Annotated in this window: 13 protein-coding genes; 2 read left to right on the top strand and 11 right to left on the bottom strand. The window is 65.4% G+C overall.

What is annotated here, in order from left to right:
• Positions 1–33 precede the first annotated feature (33 nt).
• The 10 genes from ACPFMA_RS08460 to ACPFMA_RS08415 all read right to left on the bottom strand — a co-directional run bounded on the left by ACPFMA_RS08460 (position 34) and on the right by ACPFMA_RS08415 (position 11,746).
• Positions 34–1,143 (bottom strand): lactonase family protein, encoded by a 1,110-nt coding sequence (locus tag ACPFMA_RS08460; RefSeq protein WP_425929966.1) that lies wholly within the window; start codon positions 1,141–1,143, stop codon positions 34–36.
• Positions 1,109–1,402 carry a DUF5629 family protein gene (locus ACPFMA_RS08455; RefSeq protein WP_064303521.1) on the bottom strand — a complete coding sequence of 98 codons (294 nt, stop codon included), beginning with the start codon at positions 1,400–1,402 and terminating at the stop codon, positions 1,109–1,111. The genes ACPFMA_RS08460 and ACPFMA_RS08455 overlap by 35 nt, the downstream gene beginning before the upstream one ends.
• A gap of 108 nt (positions 1,403–1,510) precedes the next feature.
• Positions 1,511–3,886, bottom strand: coding sequence for an efflux RND transporter permease subunit (locus tag ACPFMA_RS08450; RefSeq protein ID WP_064303549.1), 2,376 nt, complete (start codon positions 3,884–3,886; stop codon positions 1,511–1,513).
• A 20-nt stretch (positions 3,887–3,906) separates the two neighbouring features.
• Positions 3,907–4,956 carry a WD40/YVTN/BNR-like repeat-containing protein gene (locus tag ACPFMA_RS08445; RefSeq protein WP_425929965.1) on the bottom strand — a complete coding sequence of 350 codons (1,050 nt, stop codon included), beginning with the start codon at positions 4,954–4,956 and terminating at the stop codon, positions 3,907–3,909.
• Between the two features lie 269 nt (positions 4,957–5,225).
• The gene (gene pepN, locus ACPFMA_RS08440; RefSeq protein ID WP_425929964.1) at positions 5,226–7,883 is read right to left on the bottom strand and encodes an aminopeptidase N; all 2,658 of its coding nucleotides are present in this window, start codon (positions 7,881–7,883) and stop codon (positions 5,226–5,228) included.
• Between the two features lie 28 nt (positions 7,884–7,911).
• Complete coding sequence (locus ACPFMA_RS08435) at positions 7,912–8,742, bottom strand: DUF2797 domain-containing protein (RefSeq protein ID WP_425929963.1); 831 nt, start codon at positions 8,740–8,742, stop codon at positions 7,912–7,914.
• Positions 8,739–8,999 (bottom strand): YeaC family protein, encoded by a 261-nt coding sequence (locus ACPFMA_RS08430; RefSeq protein ID WP_009403136.1) that lies wholly within the window; start codon positions 8,997–8,999, stop codon positions 8,739–8,741. The genes ACPFMA_RS08435 and ACPFMA_RS08430 overlap by 4 nt, the downstream gene beginning before the upstream one ends.
• Positions 9,000–9,012: 13 nt before the next feature.
• Positions 9,013–9,888, bottom strand: a complete 876-nt coding sequence (locus tag ACPFMA_RS08425) for a rhomboid family intramembrane serine protease (protein ID WP_420059357.1) — start codon at positions 9,886–9,888, stop codon at positions 9,013–9,015.
• On the bottom strand, positions 9,885–10,859 hold the full coding sequence (locus tag ACPFMA_RS08420; protein ID WP_170394686.1) for a metallophosphoesterase: 975 nt from the start codon (positions 10,857–10,859) through the stop codon (positions 9,885–9,887). Before ACPFMA_RS08420 ends, ACPFMA_RS08425 begins: the two co-directional genes overlap by 4 nt.
• On the bottom strand, positions 10,856–11,746 hold the full coding sequence (locus tag ACPFMA_RS08415) for an NAD(+) kinase (protein ID WP_009403133.1): 891 nt from the start codon (positions 11,744–11,746) through the stop codon (positions 10,856–10,858). The genes ACPFMA_RS08420 and ACPFMA_RS08415 overlap by 4 nt, the downstream gene beginning before the upstream one ends.
• A gap of 115 nt (positions 11,747–11,861) precedes the next feature.
• On the opposite strand from ACPFMA_RS08415, the gene ACPFMA_RS08410 reads away from it, so the two are divergent.
• Positions 11,862–12,812 carry a DUF1853 family protein gene (locus ACPFMA_RS08410; RefSeq protein ID WP_425929962.1) on the top strand — a complete coding sequence of 317 codons (951 nt, stop codon included), beginning with the start codon at positions 11,862–11,864 and terminating at the stop codon, positions 12,810–12,812.
• Between the two features lie 111 nt (positions 12,813–12,923).
• Positions 12,924–13,472: a cytochrome b gene (locus ACPFMA_RS08405; protein WP_009403131.1), complete on the top strand. Its 549-nt coding sequence runs from the start codon at positions 12,924–12,926 to the stop codon at positions 13,470–13,472.
• On the opposite strand, the gene ACPFMA_RS08400 is transcribed toward ACPFMA_RS08405, so the two are convergent.
• Positions 13,469–14,329: a 1-aminocyclopropane-1-carboxylate deaminase/D-cysteine desulfhydrase gene (locus ACPFMA_RS08400; protein WP_425929961.1), complete on the bottom strand. Its 861-nt coding sequence runs from the start codon at positions 14,327–14,329 to the stop codon at positions 13,469–13,471. The genes ACPFMA_RS08405 and ACPFMA_RS08400 overlap by 4 nt on opposite strands.
• Between the last annotated feature and the right edge of the window lie 80 nt (positions 14,330–14,409).

Genomic DNA, 14,409 nt, shown 5'->3' with positions numbered 1-14,409 from the left:
TGCGGCACTAACGATTATCGAGGCCGTCGATAGTCAGTCGAGGAACTTCACGTCCGACGGCGCCGGCTGGGCAAACCTCTGCACCACGTCGCCCAGCAGCCCGGTTGCCGGATCGCGGCGGATCACCACGATTTCATTGCTCTTCTGGTTGGTGACCAAAACGAAACCCTGCTGCGGATCCAGCGCGAATTCCCGCGGGTGATCCCCTTCCACCGAACGCCGTTGCACCAGGCTCAGCCCAGCATCGAGCGGATCGATGGCGAACACCACCAGTTCGTTGGCCGTGCCGCGATTGCTGACGTAGAGAAAGCGCCCGTCCGCCGAAGCATGCAGGGCGCCGCCGGCCCTGGCCGCGGGATCAGTATTGTCGGTAAGGGGCTGGGTGCCGCGCAGGGTCAGGTGCCCATCCTCATGATCGAATACCGCTACCGCCGCGCCCATCTCCAGGGTCAGCCAGGCATGCCGGCCATCAGCGCTGAACAGCAGATGCCGCGGGCCGCTGCCGGGCGGCAAGGCTACCGCGCCCAGGGCCTGGAGCGGTTCTGCCTGCTCAGGTTCGTAGCGGTAGGCGAAGACCTTGTCCGCGCCCAGATCGCTGGCGAAGACGAAACGCCCGTCCGGCGACGACACCACCGAATGCACATGGGGCGTGGCCTGGCGCTCGGGATCGACCTTGCTGGCGGCATGCCGCAGGTGCTGCAACGGCTGGCCGAGCCTGCCGTCGGCGAGTACCGGCAGTACGCTGAGGCTGCCGCCTTCGGCATTGGAGCCACCATAGTTGGCGACGAACAGGAACCGCCCGTCCCGGCTCAGGCTGCTATGGGTCGGTTCGGCGCCGTCGCTGCCGACCTGGTTCAACGCTGTCAGCACATGCCCGGCATCCAGGCTGAACGCCGACACCTGCCCCGCCGCCGCCTCGTTGACCGCGAACAGTCGGCGCCCGTCGGCAGACAGGGTCAGCCACGAAGGATTGCCCGTTACCGTGACCTGCAGCGGCGCGGCCTCGATGCGGCCATCGCTGAAACGGTAGCGATAGATACCCTGGCTGGCGCCGTCGGTGTAGCTGCCGACCAGCAATTCGTGAGCGTGCGCCGTCATCCCCAGGCCACTAGCGAGCAGCAGGCTCATGGCTGTCTTCTTCATCGTCTTCATCATCCTCCGGGGCCCGCAGGGCACCCATGCACACCAGGCGGTGCTCGCCGCTGTCGCTGTCGATCAGCCAGTCGCCGCCCTCGGCGCGAGCCGCCGCGACCTGCGCCGGGCTGAACACCCAGCGCTTGAGCGCACGGCCATCCATGCATTCGGCACGCAGGCCGCTGTCGTCGTGGACGAAGTCGAAACAATGCAGGCCGTCGATCAGCAGCATGTCGCAGGATTGCAGGGCATTGGCAAGGGTGGTCATCGGATGGCAGCCATGGTCTGGGGAAAAGGCGCAAATGATAGCCCAAATGCACCGGGGGCCAGACGTTGTGACGTCTGGCCCCCGGTGAGGTTCCTTCCAGCGATCGGGTCAGTGGGCGAAGATCGAGTTGCCCTTCTGCCCGGCGAGTTTCTCCGGCTTGATCAGGAAGCGCGCCAGGGCCGGCAGCAGCCACAGGGCGCCGAACATGTTCCACAGGAGCATGAAGGTCAGCATCAGGCCCATGTCGGCCTGGAACTTGATGGCCGAGAAGATCCAGGTGCACACGCCGATGGCCAGGCACAGGCCGGTGAACAGCACGGCCTTGCCGGTGGAGCGCAGGGTCTGGTAATAGGCTTCCTGCAGCGGCAGGCCGGCACGCAGGAAGCTCTCCAGGCGGCTGTAGATGTAGATCCCGTAGTCCACGCCGATGCCCACGCCCAGCGCCACCACCGGCAAGGTGGCGACCTTGACGCCGATACCCATGAAGGCCATCAGGGCGTTGCCCAGCACCGAGGTCAGCACCAGCGGCAGGACGATGCACAAGGTCGCGGCGAAGGAACGGAAGGTGATCATGCACATCACGGCCACGCAGATGTACACCAGGACCAGGATGGTCAGCTCGGCCGACTTGATCACGTCGTTGGTGGCCGCCTCGATCCCGGCATTGCCCGCCGCCAGGAGGAATTCCAGGCCCTCGCGGTTGTGCTCGTCGGCAAAGGCCTTGACCGCCTTGACCACGCCATCCAGGGTTTCCGCCTTGTGGTCGTTGAGGAACACCAGCACCGGCGCCAGCGAGCAGTCACCGTTGTACAGGCCGTCGGCACGGGACACCGAGGAGTTCAGCACTTCAGGGTTGCGCGACAGGCTTTCCCATTTCAGGTTGCCCTCGTTCATGCCCTTGATCATCTGCTTGGACACGGTCACCAGGGAAATCGCCGACTGCACGCCGGGGGTGTTCTCCATGGTCCACATCAGCTCGTCGATCGGCGCCATGGTGCCGTACACCGAGCAGCCTTCGGTCGGGGTCTTGACCATCACTACCAGCACGTCGGAACTGGTCGAGTAGTTGTCGATGATGAAGGCGTTGTCGTTGTTGTAGCGCGAATCCGGGCGCAACTCCGGGGCGCCCTGGTCGAGGTCGCCGATCTTCAGGTTCTGGCTGTACCAGAGGCCGCCGCCGAAGGCCAGCAGGGCCAGGACGATGGACACCGGCGCTACCCTGGCGCTGGCGAAGGACGACAGCAGGCGCCAGAACGGGTGCTCGCGAGTCGCGTCCTTCTTGCTGCGCTCGATGGCCTTCTTGCTGATGCCGACATAGGAAATCGCTACCGGCAGCAGGATCAGGTTGGTGAAGACGATCACCGCCACACCGATGGATGCACCGATGGCCAGCTCGCGGATCACCCCGATATCGATGATCAGCAGGGTGATGAAGCCCACGGCGTCGGCCAGGATGGCGATCATCCCCGGCAGGAACAGCTGGCGGAAGGTCCGCCGCGCGGCGGTCAGGGCGTTGTCGGCATCGCTGGATTGCAGGGCGATGCCGTTGATCTTCTGTACCCCGTGGGAGATGCCGATGGCGAAGATCAGGAACGGCACCAGCATCGAATACGGATCGATACCGAAGCCCACCACATGCATCAGGCCGAGCTGCCAGACCACCGCCACCAGCGTGGTGATCAACACCGCGATGGTGCTGCGGATGCACCAGGTGAACCAGTACAGCAGGACCCAGGTGATAACGAAGGCGATGCCGAAGAAGCCCACCACCATCATCAGCCCGTCGATCAGGTCGCCGACCTTCTTGGCGAAGCCGACGATATGGATCTTCACGTTGGGGTTCTGCGCCTGGTACTTGTCGCGGATCTTCTCTTCCAGCTGGTGGGAGAACTGCTGGTAGTCGAGCTTGATCTGCTTGCCCGGGTCCTGCGGGTCCGGGTAGGACTCCTGCAGGGGCACATCGACGATGCTGGACTTGAAGTTGTTCGCCACCAGGCGGCCGATCTGCCCGGACTTGAGCACGTTGTCGCGCAGGGTATCGAGGCTCTGCGGCGAGCCGTCGTAGGTGTTGGGGATCACCTCGCCGCCGGAGAAGCCTTCCTCGGTCACTTCGGTCCAGCGCACCGCCGGGCTCCACAGCGACTTGAGCCCGGAGCGATCGACGCCGGGAATGTAGAAGACCTCGTCATGGATCTGCCGCAGCGTTTCCATGTAGTCCTTGTCGAAGATATCGCCGTTGACCGCTTCGACCGAGATGCGCACGGTGTTGCCGAGGTTGGCCAGGTCATTGCGGTGCTCGAGCATGTTCTGGATGAACGGGTGCTCCAGCGGGATCATCTTTTCGAAACTGGTGGACGGGCGGATCAGCGTGGCCTGCCAGAACAGGAACACGCTCACCAGCAGGCAGATGGCGATCACTGCCGGGCGGTTGTTGAAAATCAGGCGCTCGAGGGTGGTCGGCTTGTCCTGATGGTGCTGATTCATGCTGAACGACTCCCGAACGGTCATGGTTGCGCCCTCTCGGCACCGGTGGCGGTGGCATAGTGCGCGCCACCCTGCCCCACCAGGATCAGATTGCCGTCGGACAGGCCGCTGGCTCCAGCCAGGGCCAGGCGGTCGGGACGGTTGAAGACGCTGAAGGTCTGGCCATCGTCGCTGCTGCGCAGGACGGTGCCACCATTGCCCACCAATACCAGACTGCCATCATCGAGAAGCGTAGCGCTTGCCAGGCCGAATTGAAGCGGACCGCGGGCAGCCTGCAAGCTGATCGGCTGCCAGGTGCTGCCGAAATCGGTGGAACGGTACAGGTTGGCGCGCAGGCCGTAGGCCAGCAGGGTATTCGCCTGAGCGGTGCCGATCACGCCGAAGAACGAGCCTTCATAGGGGCTTTCGAGCTTTTCCCAGGTCTGGCCGTCATCGCTGGAACGGTACAGGCTGCCCTGCTCGCCGACGATGACCAGGCCGGCGTCCTTGACCCGGGCGATGCCGTTCAGGTGCAGGCCGTCGGGGTTGTCCAGGCGGTCGCCGACGTCTTGCCAGTGCTGGCCGCCATCGGTGGTTTCGAGCATGGCGCCATAGGCACCGATGGCCAGGCCGTGCTGCGGGTTCTCGAACCACACATCGAGCAGCGGCGCTTCGCGGGAAAGGTCTTCGTATTGCTTGCTCCAGGTCGCGCCGCCATCGCTGCTGGCGAGGATCTGCGCGTCATGGCCGACGGCCCAGCCATGCTTGTCATCGACGAAGGTGACGGCGGTGAGCAACTGGCGGGTCGGCACCTTGGCCTGGGTCCAGGTCCTACCCTGGTCGTCGGAGAAAAGGATATGACCGCGTTCGCCGACCATCACCAGTCGCGCGCCGGCACGGGTCACGTCCAGCAAAAGGCCCTTGTCGGACTTGGCGGAAAGCGTGGACCAGACCTCCGCCTCCGGCGAGGCTGCGGCCTCGACCCTGTCTGCCTGGAAGCCCATGGCCAGCAGCACGGCCATGCCGGCTGCCAATGCCCATGGTCGAGCACGCACCGTTGCGTGCTGCGGCGCTAGAAGAGGCTCGGTCATCGATCTGTCCCCCGGTTCTTGTTATGTGGGTGAATCCAGATGCAGGTACTGCGAAAAGCGTGTTCCAGAGCCCTGCAATAGCTGATGGCCATCCTAAGGGGGATTGCGAAGGGCTGACAACGAACGAGACGTTATCTTTTGTTATCGGAAGGTTTTGGTGTTGCTGATGGCCTCATCGCCGGCAACGCCGGCTCCCACAAGGTTCTGCGGTGTACGCGATACCTGTGGGAGCCGGCGTTGCCGGCGATGAGGCCCGAGAGGCTGGCAAATCAGGCGAGGCTCTTGCTCACCACTTCGAACACATCACTGGACAACTGCCCCGAATCGCGGATGCGCTGCAGCTCGCCCTTCATCAGGGCCTGGCGCGCGGCGTCGTACTTGCGCCAGCGGGTCAGCGGCGCCAGTTGCCGCGAGGCGATCTGCGGGTTGAGGGCGTTGAGCTCGATGACGATATCCGCGAGGAAGCGATAACCCGAGCCGTCCGCCGCGTGGAAGTTGACCAGGTTCTGCCCGGCGAAGGCACCGATCAGGGCACGCACCTTGTTCGGGTTCTTCATCGTGAACGCCGGATGCTCCATCAGCTTGCGGACCCGCGCCAGCCCGCCCGGCAGGGTGCTGGCGGCCTGGACACTGAACCATTGGTCCATGACCAGCGGGTTGTCCTTGAAGTGCTCGGCGAAGGCTTCCAGCGCCTTGGCCCGCTCGGCCTCGAACGGCGAGTTGACCAGCACCGCCAGGGCGGTCAGGCGTTCGGTCATGTTGTCGCAGGCGTCGAACTGCTCCAGCGTCGCCGCCAGCACTTCGGGCTTGCCGCTGAGCATCAGGTAGGACAGCACGATGTTCTGCAGGCTGCGCCGGGCGAAGTGCTCGGCCTCGGCCACATAGGCGGTGTTGCGCGAGATCTCGCGGTTGGCCTGGTAGCGCGCCAGCAGCTTGTCGAACAGTTGCTCCGCCAGTTGCCTGCGGGCGAACTCGCGGGCGGCGTGGATGGCATCGACATCCGCCACTTCGCTGATCTCGGTGAGGTAGGCCTCGCTCGGCAGCGAGAGCATCTCGGCGACCATGGCCTGGTCCAGGCTGTCGTTGCCCAGCACGCTGTCCAGGGCGCTGACCAGTCGCTGGTCCAGCACCAGGGCCTGGCCCTTCTGCTGCTGGCCGATCAGTTCCTGCAGTACCTGTACCGAGAGTTGCTGGCCGGCTTCCCAACGGTTGAAGCCATCGCTGTCGTGCTGCATGAGGAACATCAGCTGGTCGCGGTCGTAGGGGAACGACAGCTTGACCGGCGCACTGAAACCGCGCAGCAGCGACGGCAGCGGTTTGGCCGCGATATCGACGAAGGTGAAGGTCTGCTCGGCCTCGGTCACCGAGAGCACGCGGCTGGTGCCAACGGCAGCGTCTTCGCCTTGCAGGCGCAGCGGCAGGTCGTTGCCCTGGGCGTCGAGCAGGCCCAGTTCGACCGGGATCACGAACGGCAGCTTCTCGACCTTGTCCGGGGTTTGCGGGCAGCTCTGGCGGAAGGTCAGGCTGTAGGTGCCGGCAGCGCCATCCCACGACTCGCTGACCGCCAGGCGCGGCGTGCCGGCCTGGCTGTACCAGCGCTTGAATTGGGTCAGGTCGACGCCGTTGGCGTCTTCCATGGCCTTGATGAAGTCGTCGCAGGTCACTGCCTGGCCGTCATGCCGTTCGAAGTACAGGTCGCTGCCCTTGCGGAAGCCCTCGGCGCCGAGCAGGGTACGGACCATGCGCACCACTTCCGAGCCCTTCTCGTAGACGGTCAGGGTGTAGAAGTTGGAGATCTCGATGAAGCTGTCCGGCCGCACCGCGTGGGCCATCGGCCCGGCATCCTCGGCGAACTGGTGGGTACGCAGGTAGGCGACGTCCTCGATGCGCTTGACCGTGCGCGAGTTCACATCGGCGCTGAATTCGGCATCGCGGAACACGGTGAAACCTTCCTTGAGCGACAACTGGAACCAGTCGCGGCAGGTCACGCGGTTGCCCGACCAGTTGTGGAAGTATTCGTGGGCCACCACCGCCTCGACCCGCTGGTGCGCGGCGTCGGTGGCGGTTTCGGCGCGGGCCAGCACGCAACTGGAGTTGAAGATGTTCAGGCCCTTGTTTTCCATGGCGCCCATGTTGAAGTCGTTGACCGCGACGATCATGAAGATGTCCAGGTCGTACTCGCGGCCATAGACCTCTTCGTCCCAGCGCATGGACTTCTTCAGGCTGGTCATGGCGTGCTGGCACTTGTCGATGTTTTCCGGCTCGACATAGATGCGCAGGGTCACGTCGCGGCCGGACTGGCGGGTGAACCTATCTTCCACGCACCACAGGTCGCCGGCCACCAGGGCGAACAGGTAGGCGGGTTTCTTGAACGGATCTTCCCAGGTCGCCCAGTGCCGGCCATCTTCCTGCGGGCCGCTGCCCACCGGGTTGCCGTTGGACAGCAGGACCGGGTAGCGGTGCTGTTCGGCGATCACCGTGGTGGTGAACGCGCTCATCACGTCCGGGCGGTCGAGGTAGTAGGTGATCTTGCGGAAGCCCTCGGCCTCGCACTGGGTGCAGAACATGCCGCCGGACTTGTACAGGCCTTCCAGCGCGGTGTTGCTTTCCGGATGGATGCGCACGCTGGTGTCGAGGGTGAAGCGCTCGCTTTTCGGCTGCAGGGTCAGGTGGCTGTCGTCGAGCTGGTAGTCGCCTGCCGCCAGGGCCTGGTCGTCGAGGGCGACGCTCAGCAGTTCGAGCTGCTGGCCGTCCAGCACCAGCGGCGGCAGGCCGGCGCCACGTGCCGGGTTGCGGCGCATGACCAACTGCGCGTGGACCAGGCTGTGGTCCTCGAACAGCTCGAAGGTCAGGTGGGTTTCGTCGATCAGGTACTCGGGCGCCTGATAGTCCTTGAGGTAGATCACTTGCGGCTGTTCGGTGCGCATGTGGCGGTCCTTTTTTACTGATTCACGCTTACTGATGCACGGCCAACTGGTAGGCCGTGTACTTGCGAATGTTGATCACGCCGGTGTCGAAGATCAGGTACTGGCCCTTGATCCCCAGCAGCGTGCCTTCGGCCGCCGGGTTCTTGTCCAGGTTGAAGCTGACGATCTTGCCCGGATAGGCCTCGACCGGGTAGCGAATCTCCAGGACCTCGGCATCGACCAGCGGCTGGATCGCCTGCAGGCCGAAGCGCTCCTGCAAACCGCGGATGCCATCGGCGCAGCTGTCGAACAACTGGTCGCGCACGGCCACCAGGTCCAGCGCCTCGGCGTCGCCCTTGAGCAGCGTGCGCCAGTTGGTGCGGTCGGGCACCTGGCTGCGCAGCAGGTCTTCCACCAGGCCGGACTGCTGGCGGGTGGCGACCCGCAGGATCGGCAGGGCCTGGCTGGCGCCCTGGTCGAGCCAGCGGGTCGGCAACTGGCTGGCGCGGGTGATGCCGACCTTGATCCCCGAGGAGTTGGCCAGGTAGACCACATGGTCGGTCATGCAGAACTGCTCGCCCCAGGACGGCTCGCGGCAGGTGCCTGCGTCGTAATGGCAGCGCTCGGGGCTCATGATGCACAGGTCGCACTGGGCGAGCCTGGTCATGCAGGGGTAGCAGTAGCCCTGGCTGAAGCTGGTCTTGGTGCGCTTGCCGCAGTGGCTGCAATGGATGGCGCCCAGGTATTCGAGGCGCACGGTCTGGCCGATCAGCGGGTTGACCGGTACTTCCAGTTCACCCAGGCGGAAGGCGTATTGCACGACCGGCGTCTCGAGACGCGCGGCCATCTTGCGAATGGAACCACGGCCGAGTTCGATCAATGGATCGCATCCGACTTGAACAGGATGTTCGGCACGCTGATGGACTTCGAAGCGCACTCCTGCGGGCCCATGTAGCCGGTGCGCTGGTCTTCCGGAAGGTTCTGCATCTCCCAGGCGATCACCGCCTGCAGCGACAGCTCGCGCTGCTCGGCGGTGAGCTTGCGGCCATCGGCCCATTTGCCGATTTCCACGGCCAGCTTGAGGCTCTGGTAGATTTCCGGGGTGATGTTTTCGATCATTTGCGCAAAAGTGGACATAGCGTCTCCCAAGTCAAGCCGTCAGTTTACGCCGGGCCAGCGCCCCGCCCAAGAGCCCGCTCAGGCATCCGACCAACAGACCGCCGACATGGGCGCCGTTGGCGATGGCGCCGAAACCGATCACGGACATCACGCCGGTCAGGCACAGCACCAGCCAGGCCAGCATCATCACCAGCACGCCACGGGGCATGCGGTACAGCGGATGGGGGGCCAGGCGCTGGTAGATCCACAGGTGCCCGAGCAAGCCGTAGAGCACGCCGGACAGGCCACCGAACAGGGTCGGGCCGCTGAACAGGTATTGCACGACGTTGGACACCAGGGCGAACACCAGGGTCAGGCCGAGCAGGCTGAACGGGCCCTGGCGCCATTCGATGCGCCGCCCCAGTTCCCAGTACCACACGCCGTTCATGGCCAGGTGCAGCACGCTGAAGTGCAGGAGCATCGGGGTGAACAGGCGCCACCATTGGTGGGCCTGGAGGCTGGTGTCCAGCGGGGTGAAGTAGAGGTAGTCGCCCGCCACGCGGAAATCGAGGAAGGTCAGCCAACGCATGGTCGCGAGGTTTTCGCCAAGGCTGGTGAGGCCGGCGACGATCAGGCAGGCCAGCAGCACGAAGGCGGTAACCTTGCTGGTGCGCAACTGCTCGCCGAGGCCCGGACGGACCATGGCATCGGGCTGCGCGGTCAGGGGCAGGTCCTGGGTGTCGGCGTCGCCTTCCGGGTGCGCCTCGTACAGGCGACGGATTTCCTCGGCCCGTGCCTGATCGACCCAGAGCACCTGCTCGCCGTGCTCCTCGGTCACCCGGTGCGCCACCTGCAGGCGCCGGAGCATCTGGACGAAGCCGCTGAGGTCGACATTCAACGGCAGTTGCAGGATTGGAACCCCATTCATTGGCTGGCCTCCGGCCGTTCCACATCGACCCAGACGAACTTGTGCGGGTCGATCCGGGTTTCATCGTCGAGCCGGTAGGCCACCAGCTTGCCGTAAAGCACTGCACTGTAGTCCAGGCAGGCCAGGTTGGCGCGGATCGGCGCCGGCCTGCCGCTGCGCCAGTAATGCCCGACGAACAGCAGCGGTTCGTCCTCGCCGTAGCGCAGCAGGGCATTCTTCTGGCTATGGGACAAGGGCGCGCGAGCCACCGATTCAGGCAAGGCATCGGGCTGGAACACGATATCGCCGTAGGTCTGCGGATCTTCTTCCCAGAACTTGGTGCGGAAGAACGCCCGGGTCAGGCCGTCGCCGCCGGTCAGGGTCAGGCCGTCCGGCAGGCGCATGTCGGTGCCGCGCAGCAGGCGGTTGCAGGCCAGGTGGGCGAAGCTGTCGGGTTCGGCCGAGGCCTGGACGAATGCCTGGTCGATGCAGCCGTCGGGGTACTGCTGGCGCAGTGAATCGATCACCCGCCCGTCCCAGCAGGCATGCACCAGGCGGAAGCGCCCGGCATCGGCGAACAGCGGCAACTGGTAGAACCAGCCGAGGAAATCGTGCCAGTCGCCGGGGTGCTGGGCGAACTGGGTCAGGGTCTCGTCGATCAGCCGGGCATGCCGTGGCGTGTGCTCGCGCACGAAGGTCTTGCCGCTGCCGGGTGGCGCCGGGGTGGTCCAGCCGAGGGCGTTGTACTCGTGGTTGCCCATGATGCAATGGGCCTGGCCGGCCTCGACCATGTCATGGACGATATGCAGGGCCTCGCGGATGCGCGGGCCACGGTCGATGATGTCGCCCAGGAACAGGGCCTGGCGCTGGGCGTGCCGCCACACCCCGCCGTGGCGCTTGTAGCCGAGGGCATCGAGCAGGCGTTCGAGGGTGTGGGCACAGCCATGAACATCGCCGATCAGGTCGAAACTGCGCGCGGGATCGAGCATCAGTCGCCTCCACCACCCAGGCGGCTGCCCCAGCCGAGCTTGGTCCGGCAGACCTCGTAATAGTTGTGGTCCAGCGGATGGATCAGGCGCAGTTTCTGCGGTTTCTTGTTCACCGTGATGGTATCGCCGGGCGCGCAGGTGAAGTGGTTCTGGCCGTCGCAGGAGACTTGCGGATAGATGGTCATGTCCTGGGACACGACGATCTTCAGTTCGCTGTTGCCGTCGACCACGATCGGCCGGCCGGACAGGGTATGCGGGTACATCGGCACGATGACGATGGCGTCCAGCTTGGGATGCATGATCGGCCCGCCGGCGGACAGGGCATAGGCGGTAGAGCCGGTCGGGGTGGCGACGATCAGGCCGTCGGCCTTCTGGCTGCAGACGAACTGGCCATCGATGTAGATCTCGAATTCGATCATCCGCGTGGATTTGCCCGGGTGCAGGACCACATCGTTGAGGGCATCGCCCTGGCCGATGGCCTCGCCGTGGCGACGCACTTCGGCCTGCAGCAGGAAGCGGTTTTCCACCAGGTAATGGCCGTCCAGCACGTCGGCGACCTTCACTTCCAGTTCGTCCGGGCGGATGTCGGTGAGGAAGCCCAGGCTGCCGCGGTTGATCCCCAGCACCGGGATGTTGTGCCGGGCCAGGGCGCGGGCGGCGCCGAGCAGGCTGCCGTCGCCGCCGACCACGATCACCAGGTCGCAGACTTCGCCGAGCAGCTTGCGCGAGGAGGTCTGCAGGCCGTGGCCGGGCAGGACCTCGGCGATGGTGTCCTCGAGGATGACGTGCAGATGCCGTTCCAGCAGGAATTTTTTCAGGCGGCGGATGGTATCGAGCACCTGGGAGCTGCCGAGGCGGCCGATGATACCGATATTGCGAAATTGCTCCATGGGGTTCCTGCTTGGCTAACGACGGTCAAAAGTACGCACGGTCAAAGGCCCGATTATGGGCCAGTGCCCTGCCCTGCGGCAAACGACGCCGGGCAAACGCGGCTATGCTCGCAGGATGAATCCGTTCGCTGCCCTCAACGCCCTGCCCCGTCACCTGCGCCAGCCCGCGGTCCGCGACCTGGCCTGGGCGCTGTCGTCCGCCCCGTTGCTGGACCGCGCGCCATGGCCGCAACGCCATCCGTTGAGTGGCAGTGGCTGGGTGGACGACCCCGACAAGCTGCGCCACTGGCTGCTGGGCCTGGAGCGCGATCCGGCGCTGCTGCTGGACTGGCTGGCGCGTTCGGCGAGCCGGCGCCTGGGCCTGTATTACGAACGGCTCTGGCAGTTCGCCCTGCACCAGGCACCAGGCGTTGAACTGCTGGCCGCCAACCTGCCGATCCGCCAGGGCGGGCACACCCTTGGCGAGCTGGATATCGTCCTGCGCGACCGCGAAGGCGTGCATCACCTGGAACTGGCGATCAAGTTCTATCTCGGGCCGGAACACGGCGACGGTGCCGACCCGGCGCACTGGCTGGGGCCTGGTTGCCATGACCGGCTGGATCGCAAGCTGGCGCACCTGGCCGAGCACCAGTTGCCCATCTCCGCGCGCCCGGAAAGCCGCGAGGCCCTGCAAGGCCTGGGGCTCGATCAGGTGCGGGCGCGGTTGTGGCTCGGCGGTTACCTGTTCTACCCCTGGCATGCCTCGGCCGGCTCGCCGCTGGGCGCAGATCCACAGCATCTGCGCGGCCACTGGCTGCATCAGCGTGACTGGCGCGACTTTCATAGCGCCCACGGGCAAGGCCGCTGGCAACCGCTGCCACGCCAGGCCTGGCTCGGCCCGGCGCGGGTTGCAGCGGCGCAGGTGTGGAGCACGGGGCAACTGCGCGACTGGCTGGCCGCCCTCGACCCGCGCGCCCAGGCCCAACTGATGGTGCGCCTGGAACCCGGGGAAGACGGCGACTGGCAGGAAGCCGAACGGGCCTTTCTGGTTGCCGAACAGTGGCCACACTTGACGCAGCCGGCTTGACCCGGGCTTTTTTTCCTCGTTGTATCTGCCGTAGTAGCTCCAAGCTATCTACCCTGTAGGACAGCGCCACCAAGAGCGCCCATTCCGTGACCTGACGAGGAAGTGTTCTGTATGAGTCTGACCAATACCCGGGAGCGCTACGGCAGCCTGTCCGTGGCCTTGCACTGGTTGATGCTGGTATTGCTGGCGGCGGTATACGCCTGCATCGAGTTTCGCGGGATCTTTCCCAAGGACAGCCCGGAACGGGAACTGATGAAAACCCTGCACTTCATGCTCGGCCTGACCGTGTTCCTGCTGGTCTGGCTGCGCCTGTTCCTCAAGGTGACGCGGCCGACGCCACGCATCGTCCCTGCACCGGCCGCCTGGCAGACCGGCCTGGCGCACCTGGTGCACTGGGCGCTGTATGCCCTGATGATCGGCCTGCCGCTGGCCGGCTGGGTGATCCTCAGCGCCGCCGACAAGCCGATTCCCTTCTACGGTTTCGACCTGCCGGCACTGGTGCAGCCGGACAAGGACCTGGCGCGCACGGTCAAGGGCTGGCACGAATGGTTCGCCACCCTCGGCTACTGGCTGATCGGCCTGCATGCCGTGGCCGGGCTGTATCACCACTATGTGCGCAAGGACAACACCCTGGTGCGGATGCTGCCCGGCAAGGATTAAGCGAAACCGCGGCGGCCCTGGAGGCCGCCGGTGTGGACGAATATCAGCCGGGTGCCTGGTTCGAAGCACCCGGCTTTTTCTTTAAGGGCCAGGAGGGCCTTGCCGGTGTAGACCGGCTCCAGCGGGATGGCGGATTCCCGCTCGCAGGCGTCGATGAAGGCCAAGAGTTCGGGATCGACCTTGGCGAAGCCGCCGCGGCTGGCGTCGTGAAGGTGATGGGATAGCACGTGCTCCACGCCGTAACCCTTTGGTACCGCCATGGCAGCGTGTACCGGACGGGCGCCCGCTTCCGCCGCAATCAATCCCGCAGCGGTGGTACCGGTTCCGGCGGCCAGCCACCAGGCGTCGTAGTCGTCCCAGCCGATGTTCGCCAACTGCGCCCGCGCCTGTTCGACGATCAGCGCGCAGCCCTTCTCGCCCAATTCGCCGCCGCCACCTTCCGGGATGCAGTGCCAGCCGGGGTACCGTGCTTGCCAGGGCGCCCAGAACCCGGGCTCGTTGCGCGCACGATAGCCGCCGTAGCCGAGCCAGTGCAGGTGCATGCCGAAGGCCTGGAGATCGCGGATGGTCGGGGTGTCCTGGGGATTGCCGCGCAGCAGGCCGGCGGTCTTGAAGCCGAAGCGCTGGCCGGCGGCGGCCAGGGCGTGGAGGTGGTTGGAATGGTTGCCGCCGAGGCTGATCAGGCCGGGGGCCTGGTTTTGCCGGGCGAGGCGCAGGTGTTCGAGGAGCTTGAACCACTTGTTGCCGCTGACCAGAGGGTCGATCTGGTCGAGGCGGAGGATGGCCAGTTCGATACCGGCGTCGGTGAGCCAGGAAAAGGAGACACGCTGCAAAGGCGCTTGAGGAAGATTGAGCATGGCGCCGATTCTACAAGCGACCGCGCCCCCTGTGGGAGCGGGTTCACCCGCGATTGCAGTGGTGGGTCCAGTACCGCAAT

This window comes from Pseudomonas sp. NyZ201 (assembly GCF_049860765.1).
Taxonomy (GTDB): Bacteria; Pseudomonadota; Gammaproteobacteria; order Pseudomonadales; family Pseudomonadaceae; genus Aquipseudomonas; species Aquipseudomonas bharatica.
This window is presented reverse-complemented; position numbering and strand designations above follow the sequence as displayed.

What these genes read in the sequence shown, in the direction of transcription:
- ACPFMA_RS08425 (WP_420059357.1), bottom strand. Translation starts at nt 9,888, where the DNA reads ATGAATGGGGTTCCAATCCTGCAACTGCCGTTGAATGTCGACCTCAGC.
- ACPFMA_RS08445 (WP_425929965.1), bottom strand. Translation starts at nt 4,956, where the DNA reads ATGACCGAGCCTCTTCTAGCGCCGCAGCACGCAACGGTGCGTGCTCGA.
- pepN (WP_425929964.1), bottom strand. Translation starts at nt 7,883, where the DNA reads ATGCGCACCGAACAGCCGCAAGTGATCTACCTCAAGGACTATCAGGCG.
- ACPFMA_RS08405 (WP_009403131.1), top strand. Translation starts at nt 12,924, where the DNA reads ATGAGTCTGACCAATACCCGGGAGCGCTACGGCAGCCTGTCCGTGGCC.
- ACPFMA_RS08460 (WP_425929966.1), bottom strand. Translation starts at nt 1,143, where the DNA reads ATGAAGAAGACAGCCATGAGCCTGCTGCTCGCTAGTGGCCTGGGGATG.
- ACPFMA_RS08430 (WP_009403136.1), bottom strand. Translation starts at nt 8,999, where the DNA reads ATGTCCACTTTTGCGCAAATGATCGAAAACATCACCCCGGAAATCTAC.
- ACPFMA_RS08450 (WP_064303549.1), bottom strand. Translation starts at nt 3,886, where the DNA reads ATGAATCAGCACCATCAGGACAAGCCGACCACCCTCGAGCGCCTGATT.
- ACPFMA_RS08400 (WP_425929961.1), bottom strand. Translation starts at nt 14,329, where the DNA reads ATGCTCAATCTTCCTCAAGCGCCTTTGCAGCGTGTCTCCTTTTCCTGG.
- ACPFMA_RS08410 (WP_425929962.1), top strand. Translation starts at nt 11,862, where the DNA reads ATGAATCCGTTCGCTGCCCTCAACGCCCTGCCCCGTCACCTGCGCCAG.
- ACPFMA_RS08415 (WP_009403133.1), bottom strand. Translation starts at nt 11,746, where the DNA reads ATGGAGCAATTTCGCAATATCGGTATCATCGGCCGCCTCGGCAGCTCC.
- ACPFMA_RS08455 (WP_064303521.1), bottom strand. Translation starts at nt 1,402, where the DNA reads ATGACCACCCTTGCCAATGCCCTGCAATCCTGCGACATGCTGCTGATC.